This window comes from Amycolatopsis thermalba (assembly GCF_023376025.1).
GTDB lineage: Bacteria > Actinomycetota > Actinomycetes > Mycobacteriales > Pseudonocardiaceae > Amycolatopsis_E > Amycolatopsis_E thermalba.
Genome location: NZ_CP091196.1, coordinates 4,852,241 through 4,873,237 on the forward strand (window position 1 = coordinate 4,852,241; position 20,997 = coordinate 4,873,237).

The 20,997-nt window shown below is 73.3% G+C and carries 18 protein-coding genes and 1 pseudogene; all 19 read right to left on the minus strand.

Going from position 1 to position 20,997, the window contains the following annotated elements:
* Positions 1-18: 18 nt before the first annotated feature.
* A complete protein-coding gene (locus L1857_RS23500; RefSeq protein ID WP_116110762.1) occupies positions 19-654 on the minus strand; it encodes a riboflavin synthase in 636 nt (211 codons plus the stop codon).
* A gap of 23 nt (positions 655-677) precedes the next feature.
* Positions 678-1,367 carry a ribulose-phosphate 3-epimerase gene (gene rpe, locus L1857_RS23505; protein ID WP_094008105.1) on the minus strand — a complete coding sequence of 230 codons (690 nt, stop codon included), beginning with the start codon at positions 1,365-1,367 and terminating at the stop codon, positions 678-680.
* Between the two features lie 44 nt (positions 1,368-1,411).
* Positions 1,412-1,921: a flavoprotein gene (locus tag L1857_RS23510; protein WP_249466337.1), complete on the minus strand. Its 510-nt coding sequence runs from the start codon at positions 1,919-1,921 to the stop codon at positions 1,412-1,414.
* Entirely contained in the window at positions 1,918-3,333 is a 1,416-nt protein-coding gene (locus L1857_RS23515; protein ID WP_249466341.1) for an RsmB/NOP family class I SAM-dependent RNA methyltransferase, read from the minus strand. Before L1857_RS23515 ends, L1857_RS23510 begins: the two co-directional genes overlap by 4 nt.
* Entirely contained in the window at positions 3,330-4,256 is a 927-nt protein-coding gene (gene fmt / locus L1857_RS23520) for a methionyl-tRNA formyltransferase (protein WP_094008108.1), read from the minus strand. Before fmt ends, L1857_RS23515 begins: the two co-directional genes overlap by 4 nt.
* 253 nt (positions 4,257-4,509) lie before the next feature.
* Positions 4,510-6,285: a gamma-glutamyltransferase gene (gene ggt, locus L1857_RS23525; RefSeq protein ID WP_116110759.1), complete on the minus strand. Its 1,776-nt coding sequence runs from the start codon at positions 6,283-6,285 to the stop codon at positions 4,510-4,512.
* A gap of 63 nt (positions 6,286-6,348) precedes the next feature.
* Positions 6,349-8,412: a primosomal protein N' gene (locus L1857_RS23530; protein WP_249466343.1), complete on the minus strand. Its 2,064-nt coding sequence runs from the start codon at positions 8,410-8,412 to the stop codon at positions 6,349-6,351.
* A 30-nt stretch (positions 8,413-8,442) separates the two neighbouring features.
* On the minus strand, positions 8,443-9,645 hold the full coding sequence (gene metK, locus L1857_RS23535; RefSeq protein WP_094008134.1) for a methionine adenosyltransferase: 1,203 nt from the start codon (positions 9,643-9,645) through the stop codon (positions 8,443-8,445).
* A 57-nt stretch (positions 9,646-9,702) separates the two neighbouring features.
* Positions 9,703-10,923: a bifunctional phosphopantothenoylcysteine decarboxylase/phosphopantothenate--cysteine ligase CoaBC gene (gene coaBC / locus L1857_RS23540; protein ID WP_233157469.1), complete on the minus strand. Its 1,221-nt coding sequence runs from the start codon at positions 10,921-10,923 to the stop codon at positions 9,703-9,705.
* Complete coding sequence (gene rpoZ / locus L1857_RS23545; protein WP_017983069.1) at positions 10,916-11,188, minus strand: DNA-directed RNA polymerase subunit omega; 273 nt, start codon at positions 11,186-11,188, stop codon at positions 10,916-10,918. The genes coaBC and rpoZ overlap by 8 nt, the downstream gene beginning before the upstream one ends.
* Positions 11,189-11,192: 4 nt before the next feature.
* Positions 11,193-11,870, minus strand: a complete 678-nt coding sequence (gmk, locus tag L1857_RS23550; protein ID WP_094008113.1) for a guanylate kinase — start codon at positions 11,868-11,870, stop codon at positions 11,193-11,195.
* On the minus strand, positions 11,867-12,184 hold the full coding sequence (gene mihF, locus L1857_RS23555; protein ID WP_017983071.1) for an integration host factor, actinobacterial type: 318 nt from the start codon (positions 12,182-12,184) through the stop codon (positions 11,867-11,869). Before mihF ends, gmk begins: the two co-directional genes overlap by 4 nt.
* A 118-nt stretch (positions 12,185-12,302) precedes the next feature.
* Complete coding sequence (gene pyrF / locus L1857_RS23560) at positions 12,303-13,112, minus strand: orotidine-5'-phosphate decarboxylase (RefSeq protein WP_116110797.1); 810 nt, start codon at positions 13,110-13,112, stop codon at positions 12,303-12,305.
* Positions 13,113-13,131: 19 nt separating this feature from the next.
* Positions 13,132-16,446, minus strand: coding sequence for a carbamoyl-phosphate synthase large subunit (gene carB, locus L1857_RS23565; protein ID WP_249466346.1), 3,315 nt, complete (start codon positions 16,444-16,446; stop codon positions 13,132-13,134).
* On the minus strand, positions 16,446-17,576 hold the full coding sequence (carA, locus tag L1857_RS23570; RefSeq protein WP_094008115.1) for a glutamine-hydrolyzing carbamoyl-phosphate synthase small subunit: 1,131 nt from the start codon (positions 17,574-17,576) through the stop codon (positions 16,446-16,448). The genes carB and carA overlap by 1 nt, the downstream gene beginning before the upstream one ends.
* Positions 17,573-18,079, minus strand: coding sequence for a PH-like domain-containing protein (locus tag L1857_RS23575; RefSeq protein WP_094008116.1), 507 nt, complete (start codon positions 18,077-18,079; stop codon positions 17,573-17,575). The genes carA and L1857_RS23575 overlap by 4 nt, the downstream gene beginning before the upstream one ends.
* A pseudogene (locus tag L1857_RS23580) lies at positions 18,079-19,373 on the minus strand (dihydroorotase). The gene L1857_RS23575 and the pseudogene L1857_RS23580 overlap by 1 nt, the downstream one beginning before the upstream one ends.
* On the minus strand, positions 19,370-20,329 hold the full coding sequence (locus L1857_RS23585; protein ID WP_116110754.1) for an aspartate carbamoyltransferase catalytic subunit: 960 nt from the start codon (positions 20,327-20,329) through the stop codon (positions 19,370-19,372). Before L1857_RS23585 ends, L1857_RS23580 begins: the two are co-directional and overlap by 4 nt.
* On the minus strand, positions 20,326-20,916 hold the full coding sequence (gene pyrR / locus L1857_RS23590; RefSeq protein ID WP_094008119.1) for a bifunctional pyr operon transcriptional regulator/uracil phosphoribosyltransferase PyrR: 591 nt from the start codon (positions 20,914-20,916) through the stop codon (positions 20,326-20,328). Before pyrR ends, L1857_RS23585 begins: the two co-directional genes overlap by 4 nt.
* Positions 20,917-20,997 lie beyond the last annotated feature (81 nt).

The following is a 20,997-nucleotide window of genomic DNA, read 5'->3' on the forward strand; positions in this document are numbered from 1 at the left end:
ACGGTGTCCCTGCGCTGCTCACGCGTCCTCCTTCGAGCCTGCCCCGGCTCCAGTGTGCTCCGTGCGGCCGGGCAGATGGGGCGTCGCGAGCTTCTCCACGTACTTGGCGAGCACGTCGACCTCGAGGTTCACCAGATCACCCGGCTCGGCACGGCCGAGGGTGGTCAGTTCCAGTGTCGTCGGAATCAGCGCCACGGAGAACTCGTCGTTCGTCACACTCGTCACGGTGAGCGAGATGCCGTCGACCGCGATCGAGCCCTTCTCCACGATGTAGCGGGACAGGCCCGCGGGCAGCGCGAACCGGGTGAGCCCGGCCGCGTCGCGGGACAGGAACACCCCGGTGCCGTCGACGTGGCCCTGCATGATGTGCCCGCCGAGCCGGTCCCCCACCGGGGTCGCCCGCTCCAGGTTCACCCGGTCCCCGACGGCGATCTTGGCCAGCCGGGACCGCTGCAGCGTCTCGTGCACCACGTCGACGGTGAACTCGGAGCCGAACACGTCCACGACGGTCAGGCACACCCCGCTGACGGCGATCGAGTCGCCGTGCTTGGCGTCGGAGGTCACCACGGGGCCGCGCACGGTGAGCCGCGCGGCGTTGGGAACCTGCTCGACGGCGGTGATCTCGCCGAGCTCCTCCACGATGCCGGTGAACACTGGCGCGCGCCTCCTTGTCGGTGTCAGTGTGCCGCGCCGACGCGGGCGGCACGTTCGCGCAGGGCCGCGACGGCCTTGCCGGGGTCTTCCGCGCCGTAGACGGCCGAGCCGGCGACGAAACAGTCCACGCCGGCCTCGGCGGCCTGCTCGATCGTGTCGGCGTTGATGCCGCCGTCGATCTCCACGACGAGCTTGAGGTGGCCGGTGTCGACCAGGCGGCGCGCGGTGCGGACCTTCTCCAGCACGTCCGGGATGAACGACTGGCCGCCGAAGCCCGGCTCGACCGACATCACCAGCAGCGTGTCGTAGTGCTTGAGGGTCTCGACGTGGTCCTCCAGCGGCGTGCCCGGCTTGATGGACAGGCCGGCCCTGGCGCCCGCGGCGCGCAGGTTCTTCGCCAGCATCACCGGGTCGGCGGCCGCCTCCACGTGCACGGTGACGTTGTAGGCCCCGGCCTCGGCGTAGCCGATGGCCCAGCGGTCCGGGTCCTCGATCATCAGGTGGCAGTCCAGCGGGATGTCCGTGGTCTTCAGCAGCGACTGGACGACCGGCAGGCCCAGCGTCAGGTTGGGCACGAAGTGGTTGTCCATGACGTCCACGTGGACCCAGTCGGCGCGCGCGGCGCCGTCCCCGGCGATGGCGTGGATCTCCTCGCCCAGACGGGCGAAGTCGGCGGACAGGATGCTGGGCGCGATGAGAGGTCGGTGGGCCACGGTTACGGAGTGTAGATCGTGGGTCCGGGCAGCCGTGGCCCCACTCATCCTGTGGGTGCCGGCAACAGGTCCAGGATCTGCGACCAGGGCTTGCCGTACTCCAGCCGCCGCACCCGCACCCCGGCCTCGGCCAGCGTGTCCAGGTGCCGCCGCCAGGCCGGGTGCCGGAAGCGGGCGTCGGTGACCTGGTAGCCGACGATGATCGTGACGGCCGGGTCGCCGAGCACGTCACCCAGGGCGGTGAGGGCCTGGTTGTCGGCGATGCCGAGCGCGAGTTTGGCGACCGAGTTGGCCGAGGCCGGTGCGAACAGGAAGACCGGCGGGTCCGGGTGCGGGCGCGGCTCACCGGGCAGGCGCGAGGCGGAGCGGACCGGCAGGTCGGTGAGCGCGGCCAGCCCGTCCAGCTCCCCGGCCGCGTCCAGCCAGCGGTGGGCGGTCGGCGTGAGCGTGACGGCGAGCCGGTGGCCGCGGGCGGCGGCCGGCGCGGCCAGCTCGGCGCGGAACCGGGTGTCCAGTCCCCCGCACGAGCTGCCGATCAGGCCGAGCAGGCTCACGGCTTGCGCAGCACGGCGCAGAACATCGCGTCCGTGCCGTGCCGGTGCGGCCACAGCTGCACGTACGGTCCCTCACCCAGGTGGGGCACGCCGGGGAAGAACTCGCGCGTGTCCAGCACTTCGGCCTTGGTGCGGCGGGCGATCTCGCCGACCACGCCCTCGGTCTCGGCCAGGTGCGGCGAGCAGACGACGTAGGCGACCACACCGCCGGAGCGGGTGAGGTCCAGCGCGGCGGTGAGCAGTTCGCCCTGCAGCCTGGTCAGGTCCGGCACGTCGGAGGGCTTGCGCCGCCAGCGCGCCTCCGGGCGGCGGCGCAGTGCGCCCAGCCCGGTGCACGGCGCGTCGACCAGGACGCGGTCGAAGCCCGGCTCCAGGCCGGTGTCCCGGCCGTCGGCGACGTGCACGGTCACCGGCAGGCCCTCGGTGGCCTGCTCGACGAGCTTCGCGCGGTGCGGGGCCTGCTCGACGGCGTCGACGTGCGCGCCCTGCGTCGCGGCGAGCGCGCCGAGCATCCCGGCCTTGCCGCCGGGGCCCGCGCACAGGTCCAGCCAGCGCTCGTCGGCGCCCTCCAGCGGCACCCGGGTGAGCGCGACGGCGCACAGCTGGCTGCCCTCGTCCTGCACCACGGCCAGGCGCTCGCGGATCGGCTCGGAGTCGCCCGGGTCGCCCGAGCCGGCGGGCAGGTGCACGCCGTAGGGCGAGTACGGGGCGACGTCGCCACCGGTGATGGCGGCGAGTTCGTCGGCGCTGATCTCACCCGGGCGGGCGGCCAGGTGGACGGCCGGGCGGGCGTCGTCGGCCTCCAGCGCCGCCTGCAGGTCGTCACCCTTGTCGCCGAGCGCCTCGGCGAACGCGCGCGCCACCCAGCGCGGGTGGGCGGTGCGCATCGCCAGGTGCCCGATCGGGTCCTTGTCGCGGTCCGGGGTGAGCTGCGCCATCCAGGCGTCCTCGTCCTGCTCGGAGATCTTGCGCAGGACGGCGTTGACGAACCCGGCGACGTGCGAGCCGGCGTCGGCACGGGCCAGGTCGACGGTGGAGGTGACCGCGGCGTGCTGCGGGATGCGGGTGCGCAGCAGCTGGTAGACGCCCAGGCGGAGGCAGTCCAGGACCGGGCCGTCGACCTTGTCCAGCGGGCGGTCCAGGCACGCGGCGATGATGGCGTCGAGCATGCCCTGGGCGCGGGAGGCGCCGTAGGCGAGTTCGGTGGCCAGCGCGGCGTCGCGGCCGGAGACGCGGTTGCGGCGGAGCAGGTCCGGCAGCACGAGGTTGGCGTAGGCGTCGCGCTGGCGGACGGCACGCAGCACGTCCAGCGCGACGCGGCGCGCCGGGTCCTCGGCCGGCGGGCGGCGGGGGCCCTGCTTGCGGGGCGCCGGGCGGCCGCGCTGGGGCCGGGAGGGCCTGCGCTCGTTCATGACAGCCGTTCTCCTTGCTCGATGCGGGTGCCGCGGGCCCAGTCGGTGGCCGCCATGCGTTTCTTGCCCTGTGCCTGGACCTCGCCCAGCCGCACCGGTTTCGTCGCCGTGCCGGCCAGGACGCGCTTGCGCTCGACACGCAGCTCCCCCGGCTCCAGCGCGGGCTCGTCCACGACCGTGACCGGGCCGAGCTTGAGGCGCTCGCCGCGGAACTCCGTCCACGCGCCGGGTTCCGGGGTGACCGCGCGGATGTGGCGGTCGACCGCGTGCGCCGGGCCGGTGAACGAGACGCGCGCGTCGTCGACGGTGACCTTGGGGGCGTAGGTGACGCCGTCGGCGGGCTGGGGCACCGCCTGGACCTCGCCGTCCTCGATGCCGTCCAATGTGGACGCCAGCAGGCGGGCGCCGGAGACCGCGAGGCGGTCCAGGAGCGCGCCGGCGGTGTCGTCGTCGGCGATCTTCTCGGTGACCACGCCGAAGACGGGGCCGGCGTCGAGTTCCTTGACGATGCGGAAGGTGGAGGCGCCGGTGATCTCGTCGCCGGCGCGGATCGCCGCCTGCACCGGGGCGGCGCCGCGCCACGCGGGCAGCAGCGAGAAGTGCAGGTTGATCCAGCCATGCCGCGGGATGTCCAGTGCGCGCTGGGGCAGGAGCGCCCCGTAGGCGACGACCGGGCAGGCGTCGGGCGCGAGTTCGGTCAGGCGCTGCAGGAAGTCGGGGTCACCGGCCTTGGCCGGGGTGAGGACCTCGATGCCGTGCTCGTCGGCGAGCGCGCCGACGGGTGAGCGCAGGAGCTTGCGGCCCCGGCCGGCGGGCGCGTCGGGCCGCGTGACGACGGCGACGACCTCGTGCCGCGGCGAGTCGAGCAGCGCCCGCAGCGACGGCACGGCGGGTTCGGGGGTACCGGCGAAGACGAGGCGCATCAACGCACCTCGGCGACGGGCGTGGAGTGGGTGGGCATCGGAGCCAGTCTAGTGACCGGCCCCGGCGCCCCGCCCGGCCGGATCACGCGCCGGAACGTGGAACTCGCGCGCCCGAGTGTTCAACTCGCGCGCCGGAACGTGGGACACGCGCGCCCGAGTGTTCAACTCGCGCCCGGCGCGAGTCCCACGCTCACGCGCGCGAGTCCCACGCTCGCGCGCGTGAGTTCCGCGTTCGCGGGCGTGACATCCGCGCTCACGGTGCCGGGTGCACCACCTGCGCGGCTCCGCCGCCACGGCGCACCGGCTCGGCGGCGGCCAGCCAGCGGCCGTCCGGCAGGCGCTCCACGCCGGTGGCGGCGCCGATCTCGGCCGGGGACGTCGAGAACAGCTGGCCCCGCGCCCGCAGGTCGGACGATTCCCGCAGCGCGAGGAACGCCGGTTCCACCTGGGCGGGCCCGGAGTTGCGCTGCGAGGCCCGCGGCGCGGCGATCGCCTCCTCCAGGGTCAGCCCGCGGTCCAGCCTGCCGAGCAGCACCTGCAGCACCGTGGTGATGATCGACGCCCCACCGGGCGAACCGGCGGCCAGCAGCGGCTTGCCGTGCTCCAGGACGATCGTCGGCGCCATCGACGACCGCGGGCGCTTGCCGGGGCCGGGCAGGTTCGGGTCGGGCACGCCCGGGGTGACCGGGGTGAAGGAGAAGTCGGTCAGCTCGTTGTTCAGCAGGAAACCGCGGCCGGGCACCACGATGCCGCTGCCGCCCTCCTGCTCGATGGTCAGCGTGTAGGCGACCACGTTGCCCCACCTGTCGGCGACGGTCAGGTGCGTGGTGTTCTCGCCCTCGTACGGAGTCGGCGCCGCGGCACCCGCCGCGCACGGCTGCGGATGGCGCGGGTCCCCGGCGGCAACGGTGCCCACGGCCGCGCGGTCCGGGTCGATCAGGCACGCGCGGCTGTCCGCGAACCGCTGGCTGAGCAGCTGACGGGCGGGCACGTCGACGAACGCCGGGTCGCCGATCCACCGGTTGCGGTCGGCGAAGGCCAGACGGCTGGCCTCCAGGAAGTGGTGCAGGTAGTCGCCCTCGCCGAAGCGGGCGACGTCGAAGTTCTCCAGGATGTTCAGCGCCTCGCCGACCGTGAGACCGCCCGAGGACGGCGCCGGCATGCCGTAGACGTCCAGGCCGCGGTAGCGCGTGTGGGTGGGTTCCCGCTCGATGGTGCGGTAGGCGGCGATGTCGTCGGTGGTGAGCTTGCCGGGCCGGACGTTCAGCCCGGCGGCCGGATCGACCGGCGGCTGCTGCACGGTCGCGGCGATCTCGTCGGCGATCGGGCCGCGGTAGAGCGCGCGGGCGCCCTGGCGGGCGAGCGTTTCGTAGGTGGCCGCGAGGTCCGGGTTGGTGAACGTGCTGCCGACCGCGGGCGGCGCGCCGCCGGGCAGGTACAGCTCGCGCGTGCTCGGGAACGCGGAGAAGCGCTCCGCGTTGCCGGCGATCTGCGTGTGGAACGTCTGGTCCACGGTGAAGCCGTCGCGGGCCAGGCGCGCGGCGGGGCGCAGCATCTGGTTCAGCGACCGGGTGCCCCACTTGCGCAGCGCGTCCTGCCAGGTGGCGGGCGTGCCCGGGACGCCGACGGACAGGCCGCTGGTGACGGCCTCGTCGAACGGGATCGGCTCACCGTTCTCGACGAAGAGGTTCTCGTCGGCGGAGGCGGGCGCGGTCTCCCGGCCGTCGAGGGTGTGCACCTGGCGGGTGCGGGCGTCGTAGTAGACGAAGAACCCGCCGCCGCCGATGCCGGCCGAGAACGGGTCGGTGACGCCGAGGGCCGCGGCGGTGGCGACGGCCGCGTCGACCGCGTTGCCGCCGTCGGCCAGAACCCGGGTGCCGATGGCGGTGGCGTCGGCGTCGATGCTGGCGACCGCACCCCCGAACCCGATCGCGACGGGCTGTTTCGGCGCGGCCTGCTCGGCGTACGCCACGCCCGGGGCGAGCAGGACCGCACTGACGAGAACCGCGAGAGCACGCAGAGTCCGCATTTCCGGCAGTCTGCCCGGTTCCGGCCCCGCGCTCAACCGGAGGACGGGTGGCTTCGCCGGGCGTCAGATCAGCGCCAGCGGGTCCAGCTGGATGCGCACCGCCGCGGTTTCCTTCCGCGCGGCGCGTACCGCCTGCACCGCGGCCAGGCAGGACGCCAGCGCCCGGCCCTCGCCGCGGGGGACGCGGATCAGGGCGCGCTCCCGCTCGGAGCGGCCCTCCTCGTCGGGCTCGGTCAGCGGCACCGGGCCCAGGACCTCCGCCGACGGCGGGAGCTCCGTCTCCGCCAGCAGCGCCGCCACCGCCTCGGGGGTGCCCTCCACGCTCGCCATCCGCACCACCGGCGGGAACCCCAGCTCGCGCCGCTCCGCCAGTTCCCGCTCGGCGTGCCAGGCCGGGTCCCAGCGGACCAGGGCCTGCACCGGCGCCAGCGGGGCCTCCGCGCCGACGACCACCCGGCCGCCCACCGACGACGGCCGCACCAGGGCCGCCGCCGCCATCCACCGCCGCAGCGTCTCCTCCGCCGCCCGCAGGTCCTGCCGCCCCAGCAACGCCCAGCCGTCCAGCAGCAGCGCCGCGCCGTACCCGCCCTCGGCCACCGGCTCGGCCCCGGGTGTGCAGACCACCAGCGCGGGCCGCCCGGGCACGGTCGCCAGCACCTCCCGCGCCCCCGACGTCCGCACCGGCACCCCCGGGAAGGCCCGGCCCAGCTCCTCGGCGGTCCGCTTCGCGCCGACGACCACGGCCCGCAGCCGCGCCGAACCACAGGCCGGGCACCGGAAATGCGCCTCCGGCGTGCCGCACCACCGGCAGCTCGGCGGGTGCGCCACGTCCGCGCCCGCCCCGCCCGGCAGCCCGAGCGGACCGGCGCACCTGCGGCAGTGCGCGGGGGTGCGGCACTGCGCGCACGCCAGCGCGGGCACGTAGCCGCGCCGGGGCACCTGCACCAGCACCGGCGCCCCCGCGGCCAGCGACTGCCGCGCGGCCTCGAACGCCACCGACGGCAACCGGGCCACGCGCGCCGCCTCGTCGCGCGCCACGTCGAAGTCCTCCCCGACCGGGGTCACCCGCGGCGCCGCTTTCCGCAGCTCGTCCCGCGATCCGGTGATCGGATGCGCCCACCGGGTTTCGACCAGCAGCTGGGCTTCCGCGGTCCGGGCGAACCCGCCGGCCACGAACGACGCGCCCTGGGCGTGCGCCCGCAACGCCAGCACGTCCCGCACCTGCGGGTAGGGCATGTGCGGGTCGGCGTGCAGGTCGTCGCCGTCGTCCCACACCACGAACAGCCCGGGGTCGGCGACCGGCGCGAACATCGCCGCGCGGGTCCCGACCACGATCGGCACCGCTCCCCGGGACACCGCGAGCCACCGCCGGTACCGCTCGGCCGGCCCGGTGTCGGCGGACAACGCGACCACGGCGCCGGCCCCCGCCACCCGCACGCAGGCGTCGTGCACCCGCGTCAGATCACGGTGGTCGGGCACCACCAGCAACGCGCCCCGGCCACTGGCGGCGGCGAGAGCCGCCAGTTCGGCCAGCCGCGCCGGCCAGTCCTCCCCCGGCAGCGCCTGCCACACCGCGTGCGCCTGCCGTGCGGCCCGCACCGCGTCGGTGAACGACTCCCCGAACTGGTACCGCTGCCACGCCGTCACCGGAGGCGCCTCGGTCACCTCGGCGCGCTCCCGGGCGGGCTCGGACTCGGCCTTGGCGTGCCGGGGCGGGATCGCCAGCCGCAGCACGTCCATGAGGGTGCCGCCGTAGTGGTCGGCGACGCGGCGGGCCAGCGCGTACAGCGTCGGGGACAGCACTGGCTCGGGCGAGGTGACCCGCTCCAGGAACGCCAGCCGCCCCTTGTGCTCGGCGGTCGACGCGCGCTCGACGAGGAACCCGTCAACGAGCTGCCCGGCGAACCGCACCCGCACCCGGCAGCCGGGCACCGCGTCGGCGTCCAGCTTGTCCGGCACCTGGTAGTCGAACGTGCGGTCCAGGTGCGCCAGCGGCACGTCCACGACGACGCGGGCGACCGGGTCGTGCTCCGCCGGCTTCTGCTGCCCCTTCCGGGACGGTGGACGCTTCGCCGCGGCCCGTTTCGGGGGCGCGGGGAGGTCCCAGAGCGCGTCGGAAGAGGTCACGCTTGTTCTCTACCAGACGCGTCCCGGGGCTCAGGCCCCGGCGAGGGAGCGCAGCGCGTCGGCGCGGTCGGTGTTCTCCCACGGCAGCTTGACGTCGGTGCGGCCGAAGTGGCCGTACGCGGCGGTCGCGGCGTAGATCGGGTGCAGCAGGTCCAGGTCGCGGATGATCGCGGCGGGACGCAGGTCGAACACCTCGGTGATCGCGGCCTGGATCTTGGCCGGGTCGACCGTCTCGGTGCCGAAGGTCTCCACGAACAGGCCGACCGGCGAGGCCTTGCCGATCGCGTAGGCGACCTGCACCTCGATCCGCCCGGCCAGGCCCGCGGCGACGACGTTCTTGGCGACCCAGCGCATCGCGTAGGCCGCGGAGCGGTCCACCTTCGACGGGTCCTTGCCGGAGAACGCGCCACCACCGTGGCGGGCCATGCCGCCGTAGGTGTCCACGATGATCTTGCGGCCGGTCAGCCCGGCGTCGCCCATCGGGCCGCCGATCACGAACCGCCCGGTGGGGTTGACCAGCAGCTTCACGTCGCTGTGGTCGAGCTGGATCTCGTTCAGCTCGGGCATCACGACCTGCTCGCGCACGTCGACGCCGAGCATGGTGTCCAGGTCGATCCCGTCGGCGTGCTGGGTGGACACGACGACGGTGTCCAGCCGCACCGGCTGGTCGCCGGCGTACTCGATGGTGACCTGGGTCTTTCCGTCCGGGCGCAGGTAGGGCAGCACGCCGTCCTTGCGCACCCGGGCCAGCCGGCGGGACAGGCGGTGGGCCAGCGCGATCGGCAGCGGCATCAGCTCGGGCGTGTCGGAGCACGCGTAGCCGAACATCAAGCCCTGGTCGCCGGCGCCCTGCCGGTCGATCTCGTCGATCGCGTTCTCCACGCGCGACTCGTAGGCGGTGTCCACGCCCTGCGCGATGTCCGGGGACTGCGCGCCGATCGCGACGTTCACGCCGCACGAGTTGCCGTCGAAGCCCTTGGCGGAGGAGTCGTAGCCGATGTCGAGGATCCGCTCGCGCACGATCGTCGGGATGTCGGCGTAGGCCTCGGTGGTCACCTCGCCGGCGACGTGCACCTGCCCGGTGGTGATCAGCGTTTCCACGGCGACGCGGGAGCGCGGGTCCTTGGCCAGGAGGGCGTCCAGGATCGAGTCGCTGATGGCGTCACAGATCTTGTCCGGGTGCCCCTCGGTCACCGACTCCGAAGTGAACAACCTGCGGTTAGACGCGGTCACCACGCTCACATCCCATCAACTCTTCTGTCCCTCCGGCGTCCAGACTAGGCGCGCCGGTCAGTGCCTGATGAATTCCCCGACGGCGTCCCACACCGCGGCCGCCAGTTGCGCTTTGGAGCCCAGCGGGATGGGCCGCTCGGTGCCGTCGGCGGCCAGCAGCCAGCCGCCGTTCTCCTCGACCTCGAACGCCCTTCCATCCCCGACGGCGTTGAGAACCAGCAGGTCACAGCCCTTGCGCCGCAGTTTGGCACGGCCGTGGTCGAGTACGCTACCGCGCTCGTCACCCGTTTCCGCGGCGAAACCGACGATGACCTGTCCCGGCAATCGATTCGTGACCAGTTCCGCGAGAATGTCCGGATTCCGGGAAAGCGTGATGACCGGATCGGGCTGGTCGTCCGTTTTCTTGATTTTGTGGCCGGATCGGCTCGCGGGACGAAAATCGGCGACGGCGGCGGCCATCACGACGACGTCCGCCTCCTTGGCGGCCTCGGTGACGGCCTCGCGCATCTGCTCGGCGGTCGACACGCGCCGCAGCACGGCGCCGGCCGGCTCGGGCAGCTCCACGGTGTGGCCGGCCACCAGCGTGACCTCGGCGCCCCGCTGCGCGGCGACGCGGGCCAGCGCGTAGCCCTGCTTGCCCGACGAGCGGTTGCCCAGGTAGCGGACCGGGTCCAGCGGCTCGCGGGTGCCGCCGGCGGAGACGACGACGCGCAGGCCCTCCAGGTCGCGCGGCAGCGCCGCGGGCGCGGCCAGCAGCAGGCGGGCGAGGTCGACAATCTCGGCCGGGTCGGCCAGCCGTCCCTTGCCGGTGTCGGCGCCGGTGAGCCGTCCCGCGGCGGGTTCGGTGACCACGGCGCCCCGGGACCGCAGCAGCGCCACGTTGTCCCGGGTGGCCGGGTGCTCCCACATCTCGGTGTGCATCGCCGGGAAGAAGGCGACCGGGCAGCGCGCGGTGAGCAGCGTGCCGGTGAGCAGGTCGTCGGCACGGCCCTGGGCCGCACGGGCCAGCAGGTCCGCGGTCGCCGGGACGACCAGCACGAGGTCCGCTTCCTTGCCGATGCGGACGTGCTGCACCTGGTCCACCTCGGTGAACACGCCGGTGTGCACCGGGTGGCCGGACAGCGCCTCGAAGGTGGCCGCGCCGACGAACTTCAGCGCGGCCTCGGTGGGCACCACGCGGACGTCGTGACCGGACTCGGTCAGCCCGCGCAGCACCTCACAGGCCTTGTAGGCGGCGATCCCGCCGCCCACCCCGAGCACGACGCGGGGTTTACTCACCCTCGGTGTGCTCGAGCAGGCCGGCGTGGATCTCGCGCAGCGCGATCGACAGCGGCTTCTCCCGCGGGCCCGGCTCCACGAGCGGGCCGACGTATTCGAGCAGCCCCTCGCCGAGCTGGGCGTAGTAGTCGTTGATCTGACGAGCGCGCTTCGCGGCGTAGATCACCAGCGCGTACTTCGAGCTGACCTTGGCCAGAAGGTCGTCGATCGGCGGGTTGGTGATGCCCTCGAGTTCCTCGCCGTAAATGCCGAGCGATGCGGTCACGCGCTTATGCTCCTGAGTTCTGTTCGTGAAGTCGGTGGTCTCCCCGCAGCAAGTCTAACAACTGCCGCGCGGCTTCCCCGACGTCGGCGTTCACCAGCCGCACGTCGAACTCCCCCGCCGCGGCGAGCTCGCGCTCGGCCTCGGCGAGACGGGCGGTGACGGCGGTCTCCTCCTCGGTGCCGCGGCCCTTGAGCCGGCCGACCAGCTCGTCCCAGGACGGCGGCATGAGCATGACCAGCCGGGCGTCCGGCATGGCCGCGCGCACCTGCCGCGCGCCCTGGAGTTCGATCTCCAGCACGGCGGGCCTGCCCTCGGCCAGCGCCCGCTCGACCGGTTCCCGGGGCGTGCCGTAGCAGTTGCCGGTGAACTCGGCGTGCTCGAGCAGCTCGCCCGCGGCGACCATCGCGTCGAACGTGGCGCGGTCGATGAAGTGGTAGTGCACCCCGTCGACCTCGCCGGGGCGGGGCGCCCGCGTGGTCACCGAAACACTGAAGTAGATGTCCGGGTCCAGCCGGCGCAGCGCGCCGACCACGCTGGACTTCCCGACCCCGGACGGGCCGGAGACGACCGTGAGCCGGCTCCGGGACCCACGTCGCGCCTGGTCCGGAGCCGGCTCACGGTGCGTCGCCGGGCCGGCATGCCCGCCGGCCCCGGTGACGCGGTCGCTGCCGGTGTCGCTCACTCGCCGCTGAACTCGGCCAGCAGCGCCTTGCGCTGCCGGTCACCAAGGCCGCGCAGCCGCCGGCTCGGTGCGATCTCCAGGCGCTCCATGGTCTGCTGAGCGCGCACCTTGCCGACGCCGGGGAGGGCTTCGAGCAGGGCGGAGACCTTCATCTTGCCGAGAACCTCGTCCTCGTCGGCCTGCTTCAGCACGTCGGTGAGCGTGGTGCCGCCTCGCTTGAGGCGCTCCTTCAGCTCAGCGCGGGCACGACGAGCGGCAGCGGCCTTCTCCAGCGCCGCCTTGCGCTGTTCCTCGGTCAGCTGGGGAAGTGCCACGTTTTCCTCCGTAGTACTCAAAATTCTGGGTGGGTGACGCGACGGTACCCACCCCGCGCCACCGGCCACAATGCGGGGGGTGGTCGCTCGGTTCCGGGACAGGGACCTGATATTGGCGCTATCCGGTCAGACTCGCCTGGGTGCGGCGCACCGCGTCGCGCAGCGCGACGGGGTCCGGACCGTGCCTGAGAACGTCCCTGGACGACGCGGGCAGCACCCCCGGCAGGTCCGCACCGAACAGGCGGCGAAGATCGTCCACGGTGGCTCCCTGGGCCCCGAAACCGGGCGCCAGGACCGGCCCGTTCAGCCCGGTCAGGTCGAGTTCCCCGGCCGGGATGGTGGCCCCCACGACGACGCCGACGTCGCCGAGGGAGGCGGCGCCGGCGTTGCACCGGGCCGCCTCGTCCACAATCGACTGTGCGACGGTCTTTCCGTTGGGCAGCAACGCGTTCTGCAGCGCGCCCGAATCCGGGTTGGAGGTGCGGGCGAGCACGAACAGGCCCTCGCCGGTGCCCAGCGCGGGCGCCAGCGAGCCGAACCCGAGGTAGGGCGAGACGGTGATCGCGTCCGCCCGGACCGGCGCGTCCGGGCCCAGGTAGGCCGCCGTGTAGGCGGCCATCGTCGACCCGATGTCGCCCCGTTTGACGTCCAGCAGGACCAGCGCGCCGCGGTCGCGGGCGTGCTCGGCCACGCGGGCCAGGACGGCCACCCCGGGCGGCCCGAAGGCCTCGAAGAAGGCCGACTGGGGCTTGACGACGGAGACCTCCTCGGCGAGGACGTCAACCGCCGTCAGGGCGAACTTCTCCAGCCCGCCCGGATCGCGGTCCAGGCCCCAGGCGTCGAGCAGGCCGGGGTGGGGGTCGATCCCCGCGCACAGGTTCCCGCGCGCGGCGACCGCCTCCACCAGCCGGGCGCCGAAGCCCGTCACGCTCACGCCTTGGCCCCCCTCACGACTTGGACCGCAGCGCGGCCTGCAGGTCCTGCAGGGACCGGACGCCGATGTCGCCCCGGATGAGCGCCTCGATGCCGTGCACGGCCGCCGCGGCGCCCTGCACGGTGGTGATGCACGGGATGTCCCGCGACACGGCCGCGGTGCGGATCTCGTAGCCGTCGATCCGCGGTCCGCTGTTGCCGTACGGGGTGTTGATCACCATGTCCACCTCGCCTGCGGTGATGACCTCGACCACGTTCGGCTCGCCGGGCGCGCTGCCCTCGGAGTACTTGCGGACCACCGTGCAGGGCACCCCGTTGCGCCGCAGCACCTCGGCGGTGCCCGAGGTCGCGAGGATCTCGAAGCCGAGGTCGGCCAGGCGCTTGATCGGGAACACCAGGGCCCGCTTGTCGCGGTTGGCGACCGAGACGAACACCTTGCCCGACGTCGGCAGCGACCCGTAGGCCCCGGCCTGGGACTTCGCGAACGCCTCGCCGAAGGAGGTGTCCACGCCCATGACCTCGCCGGTGGACTTCATCTCCGGCCCGAGCAGCGAGTCCACGCCCTTGCCCTCCGGCGTGCGGAAGCGGTGGAAGGGCAGGACCGCCTCCTTGACCGCGACCGGCGCGTCGATCGGCAGGTGCCCGCCGTCGCCCTCGGCGGGCAGCACGCCGCGGGTGCGCAGGTCCTTGATCGAGGAGCCGGTCATGATCAGCGACGCCGCCTTGGCCAGCTGGACGCCGGTCGCCTTGGACACGAACGGCACGGTGCGGCTGGCGCGCGGGTTGGCCTCCAGGACGTAGAGCACGTCGTCCTTGAGCGCGTACTGCACGTTGAGCAGGCCGCGCACGCCGACGCCGCGGGCGATCGCCTCGGTGGAGGCGCGCACCGCCTCGACGTCCTGGCGGCCCAGCGTGATCGGCGGCAGCGCGCACGAGGAGTCGCCGGAGTGGATGCCGGCCTCCTCGATGTGCTCCATGACGCCGCCCAGGTACAGCTCCTCGCCGTCGAACAGGGCGTCCACGTCGATCTCGATGGCGTCGTCGAGGAACCGGTCCACCAGCACCGGGTGCTCGGGGGTGACCTCGGTGGCGCGCTGGATGTAGCCGGCCAGGGAGGCCTCGTCGTAGACGATCTCCATGCCGCGGCCGCCGAGCACGTAGGAGGGCCGCACCAGGACCGGGTAGCCGATCTCGTCGGCGATCCGCTTGGCGCCCTCGAACGAGGTGGCGGTGCCGTACTTCGGGGCGGGCAGGCCCGCGGCCATCAGCACGTCGCCGAACGCGCCGCGGTCCTCGGCCAGGTTGATCGCCTCGGGCGAGGTGCCCACGATCGGCACCCCGGCGTCGGCCAGCCGCTGCGCCAGCTTCAGCGGGGTCTGGCCGCCGAGCTGGACGATCACGCCGGCCACGGTGCCCGAGCGCTGCTCGGCGTAGACGACCTCGAGCACGTCCTCGAAGGTCAGCGGCTCGAAGTAGAGGCGGTCGGAGGTGTCGTAGTCGGTGGACACCGTCTCCGGGTTGCAGTTGACCATGACGGCCTCGAACCCGGCCTCGCGCAGCGCCAGCGCGGCGTGCACGCACGAGTAGTCGAACTCGATGCCCTGGCCGATGCGGTTCGGGCCGGAGCCCAGGATCAGCACCTTGGGCTTGTCCGGCTGGGCCGTGATCTCGGATTCGGCCGCGGGGTCGGACTCGTAGGCCGAGTAGTGGTACGGCGTCTTCGCGGCGAACTCGGCCGCGCAGGTGTCCACCGTCTTGTACACCGGCCGCACGCCGAGGCGGTGCCGCAGCGCGCGCACGCCGTCCTCACCGGCCAGCTCCGGCCGCAGCGCGGCGATCTGCTGGTCGGACAGGCCGACGCGCTTGGCCTCGCGCAGCAGCGGCGCGTCCAGCACCGGGGCGTCGCGCACCTCGGCGCCGACCTCGCCGATCAGCGCGATCTGGTCGATGAACCACGGGTCGATGCCGCTGGCCTCGTGCACCTGCTGCACGGTGGCGCCCAGGCGCAGGGCGCGCTCGACCGCGTAGAGGCGGCCGTCGTGCGGGGTGCGCAGCGCTTCGAGCGTGTTCTCCAGCGTGGCGCCCTCGGGGTCCGGAGTGGTCCAGAACCCGGCCGCCTTGGTGTCGATCGAGCGCAGCGCCTTGCCCAGCGCCTCCGGGAAGCTGCGGCCCAGCGCCATCGCCTCGCCGACGCTCTTCATCGTGGTGGTCAGCTCCGGGTCGGCGCCCGGGAACTTCTCGAACGCGAACCGCGGCACCTTGACCACGACGTAGTCCAGGGTCGGCTCGAACGAGGCCGGGGTCTCGCCGGTGATGTCGTTGCGGATCTCGTCCAGCGAGTAGCCGATGGCCAGCTTCGCGGCGATCTTGGCGATCGGGAAGCCGGTGGCCTTCGACGCCAGCGCGCTGGAGCGGGACACGCGCGGGTTCATCTCGATGACGACCATCCGGCCGTCGCGCGGGTTGATCGCGAACTGGATGTTGCAGCCGCCGGTGTCGACGCCGACCTCGCGCAGCACGGCGATGCCCACGTCGCGCATGTGCTGGTACTCGCGGTCGGTCAGGGTCATCGCCGGGGCGACGGTCACCGAGTCACCGGTGTGCACGCCCATCGCGTCGATGTTCTCGATCGAGCAGATCACCACCACGTTGTCGTGGCGGTCGCGCATCAGCTCGAGCTCGTACTCCTTCCAGCCGAGCACGCTCTCCTCGATGAGCACCTCGGTGACCGGCGACTCGGCCAGGCCGATGGAGGCCAGGCGCTCCAGCTCCTCGTCGGTGTGCGCCATGCCCGATCCCAGGCCGCCCATGGTGAACGAGGGCCGGATGACGACCGGCAGGCCCAGCTCGGCGACGGTCTCGCGGACCTCGTCCATCGAGTGGCACACGCGGCTGCGCGGCACGTCGCCGCCGATGGCGCGCACGATGTCCTTGAACTTCTGCCGGTCCTCGCCGCGCTGGATGGCGTCGATGTCGGCGCCGATCAGCTCGACGCCGTACTTCTCCAGCACGCCGCGCTCGTGCAGCGCGACGGCGGTGTTCAGCGCGGTCTGCCCGCCCAGGGTCGCCAGCAGGGCGTCGGGGCGCTCGGCCGCGATGACCTTCTCCACGAAGTCCGGGGTGACCGGCTCGATGTAGGTCGAGTCGGCGAACTCCGGGTCGGTCATGATCGTGGCCGGGTTGGAGTTCACCAGCGAGACCCGCAGGCCCTCCTGGCGCAGCACCCGGCAGGCCTGCGTGCCCGAGTAGTCGAACTCGGCGGCCTGGCCGATGACGATCGGGCCGGATCCGATGACGAGCACGTGCTCGATGTCTGTACGTTTCGGCATCAGCGGCTCTTCTTCTCCATCAGGGTCACGAACTCGTCGAACAGCGGCGCGGCGTCGTGCGGGCCGGCGGCCGCCTCGGGGTGGTACTGCACCGAGAAGGCCGGCACGTCCGCGCAGCGCACGCCCTCGACCGTGTCGTCGTTGGGGCAGTAGTGGCTGACCCGGGCGGCGCCGAAGGGCGAGTCGAACCGCTGCCCGGGCTCACCCTCCAGGGCGAAGCCGTGGTTCTGCGCGGTGATCGCCACCCGCCCGGTCTCCACGTCGATCACCGGGATGTTGATGCCCCGGTGGCCGTAGCGCATCTTGTAGGTGCCCAGCCCCAGCGCGCGGCCGAGGATCTGGTTGCCGAAGCAGATGCCGAACAGCGGGATCTCGCGGCGCAGGACCTCCTCGGTCAGCGCGACCGCGTGGTCCTGCGTGGCCGGGTCGCCGGGGCCGTTGGACAGGAACACCCCGTCCGGCTCGACGGCCAGCAGCTCCTCGGCCGAGCTGGTCGAGGGCAGCACGTGCAGCTCGATGCCGCGGCGGCTCATCTGGCGCGGGGTGTTGGACTTGATGCCCAGGTCCAGCGCGGCGACGCGGAAGCGGCGCTCGCCCTCCGGCGCGACGACGTAGGGCTCCTTGGTGGTGACTTCGCCGGCCAGGTCGGCGCCCTTCATCGGCGGGCTCGCCAGCACCTGGGCGGTCATCGCCTCCTCGGTGTCCAGCGCGTCGCCGGAGAACACGCCGGCCCGCATCGCGCCCCGCTCACGCAGGTGGCGGGTCAGGGTGCGGGTGTCGACGCCGCTGATGCCGACCACGCCCTGGCGGGCCAGCTCCTCGTCGAGCGTGCGGCGGGACCGCCAGTTCGACGGGGTCCGGGCCGGGTCGCGCACGACGTAGCCGGACACCCAGATGCGGGCGGACTCGTCGTCCTCGTCGTTCCAGCCGGTGTTGCCGATCTGCGGCGCGGTCTGCACCACGATCTGGCGGTGGTAGGACGGATCGGTCAGCGTCTCCTGGTAGCCGGTCATCCCGGTGCAGAACACGGCCTCGCCCAGCGTGCGGCCCTGGGCGCCGTAGGCCGATCCGCGGAACACCCGCCCGTCCTCCAGCACCAATGCGGCCGGTGTCCTGGTGCCCACGGTCACTGGGCCCCTCCCTTGATCTCTCGTTCGGACAAGCTTTCGATCCACTGTGGATAGACGTCGAGGTCGTCGCCGCGGAAGCCGGTGTCCAGCTCCTTGTCACCGAGCCGCCAGGTGATGACGATCAGGCTGTCGGTGCCCATCACCTTCCCGGCGATCCCGCTCGCGCGCTTGACCTCCACAATGGACTCGCGCGGGATGAAGAACCCGGGCGCGCCGGCCCGGTCGATCTCCACGCCGTCGCGGTAGAGCCGCAGCACCGCCCGCCCGCGCAGGCCGACCCCGCGCGTGACGATGCGATCCTGCCAGTCACCCGCCGTGGTGGTGCTCACGTAGAGCCCCTTGGCCGGCGGCAGCAGCTCCTCCCCCGGCTCGGCGGGGGTCTGCGGGAACGGCGGCAGCTGCGCGCTCTGCGAGCGCGCGCGGCGCCGCCAGCTTCGTCGCATGGCCCAGAGGCCGAGCAGGAAGCAGGCGAACACCAGCAGGGTGAGCAGCAACCGTTCCATCAGCAGATCTTCCCTTCGCGGGCGGTCACGCGCCCGCGCAGCAGCGTCGCGGTCACCACGGCGGGCAACCGCATTCCCTCGTACGGGGTGTTGGCGGCGAGGCTGGCCAGCTCCGCCCCCGCACGGTCCATTGTGCGCCCGGGTCGACCAGCGCGAGGTTGGCGGGTTCGCCCACGGCGAGCGGTCGTCCCTGGTCAGGCAGGCCGGCGATCTCCGCGGGGCGCTCGCTCATGACCTTCGCCACGCCGCGCCAGTCCAGCAGGCCGGTCTCCACCATGGTGGCGGCGACCACGGACAGCGCCGTCTGCAGGCCGAGCATGCCGGGGCGGGCCGCCGACCACTCGCAGTCCTTGTCCTGCGGCGCGTGCGGGGCGTGGTCGGTGGCGACGCAGTCGATGACGCCCTCGGCCAGCGCGGCGCGCAGCTTCTCGACGTCGGCGTCGGTGCGCAGCGGCGGGTTGACCTTGTTCACCGGGTCGTAGGTGGCCAGGCGCTCGTCGGTGAGCAGCAGGTGGTGCGGCGTGACCTCGGCGGACACCCGGGTACCGCGGTCTTTCGCCCAGCGCAGCACGTCGGCGGTGCCACTCGTGGAGACGTGGCAGACGTGCAGGCGGGCGCCGGCGTGCTCGGCGAGCAGGCAGTCACGCGCGACGATCGACTCCTCGGCCGAGGCGGGCCAGCCCGCGTAGCCCAGGCGCGAGGCCTGCTCGCCCTCGTGGGCCTGCGCGCCGACGGTCAGCCGCGGCTCCTCGGCGTGCTGCGCGATGACCACGTCCAGCGCGGTGGAGTACTCCAGGGCGCGGCGCATGATGAGCGGGTCGTGCACGCAGTGGCCGTCGTCGGAGAAGACCCGGACCCCGGCGGCGGACTTCGCCATCGTGCCCAGCTCGGCCAGCCGCTCCCCCCGCAGGCCGACGGTCACGGCGCCGACCGGGTGCACGTCGACCAGGCCTACCTCGCGGCCGCGGCGCCACACGTGCTCGACGATCACCGCGTTGTCGGCGACCGGGTCGGTGTTGGCCATCGCGAAGACCGCGGTGTAGCCGCCGAGCGCGGCCGCGGCCGAGCCGGTCTCGATGGTCTCGGTGTCCTCGCGGCCGGGTTCGCGCAGGTGGGTGTGCAGGTCGACGAAGCCGGGCAGCAGGACCTGGCCGTCCGCCTCGATCACCTCGGCGTCCTCGGAAACGGACCCGATCGCTGTGTCTATCTGACTGATGGTGCCGTTCGCGACCAGGACGTCGGCCGGGTCGCCCTCGCCGTAGAGCCGGGCGCCCTTGATCAGAACCTGGTTCACTTCGCGTCTTCCTCTCCGGCGAGCAGGTGGTAGAGCACGGCCATCCGCACGTGCACCCCGTTGCGGACCTGTTCGGTGATGGCCGCGGACGGCGCGTCGGCGACCGCGGAGGCGATCTCCATGCCGCGCAGCATCGGCCCGGGGTGCAGCACCACGGCGTGCTCGGGCAGCAGCCGCAGCCGCGCCTCGTTCAGGCCGTAGGCGATCGAGTACTCGCGGGCAGAAGGAAAGAACCCCGCGAACTTGCCTCCGGGGCCGGCGGGCCCGGCTATCCGCTCCGCCTGGACCCGCAGCATCATGACCGCGTCCAGGGCGGGCAGCTCGGCGTCCAGGTCGTGCGACACGGTCACCGGCAGCGCGCTCACCCCGGCGGGCAGCAGCGTGGGCGGGGCGACGAGCACCACCTCGGCGCCGAGCGCGGACAGCAGGTGGATGTTGGAGCGGGCGACCCGGCTGTGCAGCACGTCGCCGACGATCGCGATGCGGCGGTCCTTGATGCCGCCGAGCCGTTCCCGCAGGGTCGCGGCGTCGAGCAGGGCCTGGGTGGGGTGCTCGTGCGTGCCGTCACCGGCGTTGACGACCGAGGTGCCGGTGCCCTCCAGCCAGCCGGCCAGGCGCTGCGCGGCCCCGGAGGCCGGGTGGCGGACGATGACGCAGTCGGCGCCGGCGGCGGACAGGGTCAGCGCGGTGTCCCGCAGCGACTCGCCCTTGCCGACCGAGGAGCCGCCCGCCGAGACGTTCACCACGTCCGCGCTCATCCACTTGCCGGCGATCTCGAACGAGACCCGGGTGCGGGTGGAGTTCTCGTAGAACATGGTGATGACCGTGCGGCCGCGCAGCGTCGGCAGCTTGCGGACCTCGCGGCCGAGCAGGGTGCGCTTGAGGCCGTCGGCGGTGTCCAGCACCGCGGTCGCCAGGTCGGGGTCCAGGCCTTCGGTGGCCAGCAGGTGCTTCATGCCTTCGCTTCCCCCTCGCGCAGCAGCACCGCGTCGCGCCCATCCACGTCGGACAGCAGGACGGCGACGTCTTCGGCGCGCGCGGTCGGGATGTTCTTGCCCACGTAGTCGGCCCGGATCGGGAACTCGCGGTGCCCGCGGTCGACCAGGACGGCCAGCTGCACGGCGCGGGGGCGGCCGTGGTCGCGCAGGGCGTCCAGCGCCGCGCGCACGGTCCGGCCGGAGAACAGCACGTCGTCGACCAGGATCACCACGCGGTCGTCGATGCCGGTGTCGGGCAGGGTGGTGTCCGCGAGCGGCCGCGTCGGGCGGCGGCGCAGGTCGTCGCGGTAGAGGGTGATGTCCAGGGCGCCCGTGGGGACCTCGACGCCGGAGAACTCGGCGATCCGCTCGGCCAGCCGGGCCGCGAGCGAGGTGCCCCGGGTCGGGATGCCCAGGAGAACGGGAGGTGCGCCCGTGCCGCCGTCGAGGGCGGTCTTCTCGATGACCTGATGGGCCATCCGGGCGATGGTGCGCGCGACATCACCGGCGGAGAGCAGCTCGCGCTCGCCACCTGGTGCTGCCGCGTCACGAGGGCGTGACGCCACAGCGGACTCCTTCCCCGCCTCACCGGACGGGTCCTTAAAGGACGTCGATCTCCTGCTTGCCGAGGAAATCGACCCGATGTT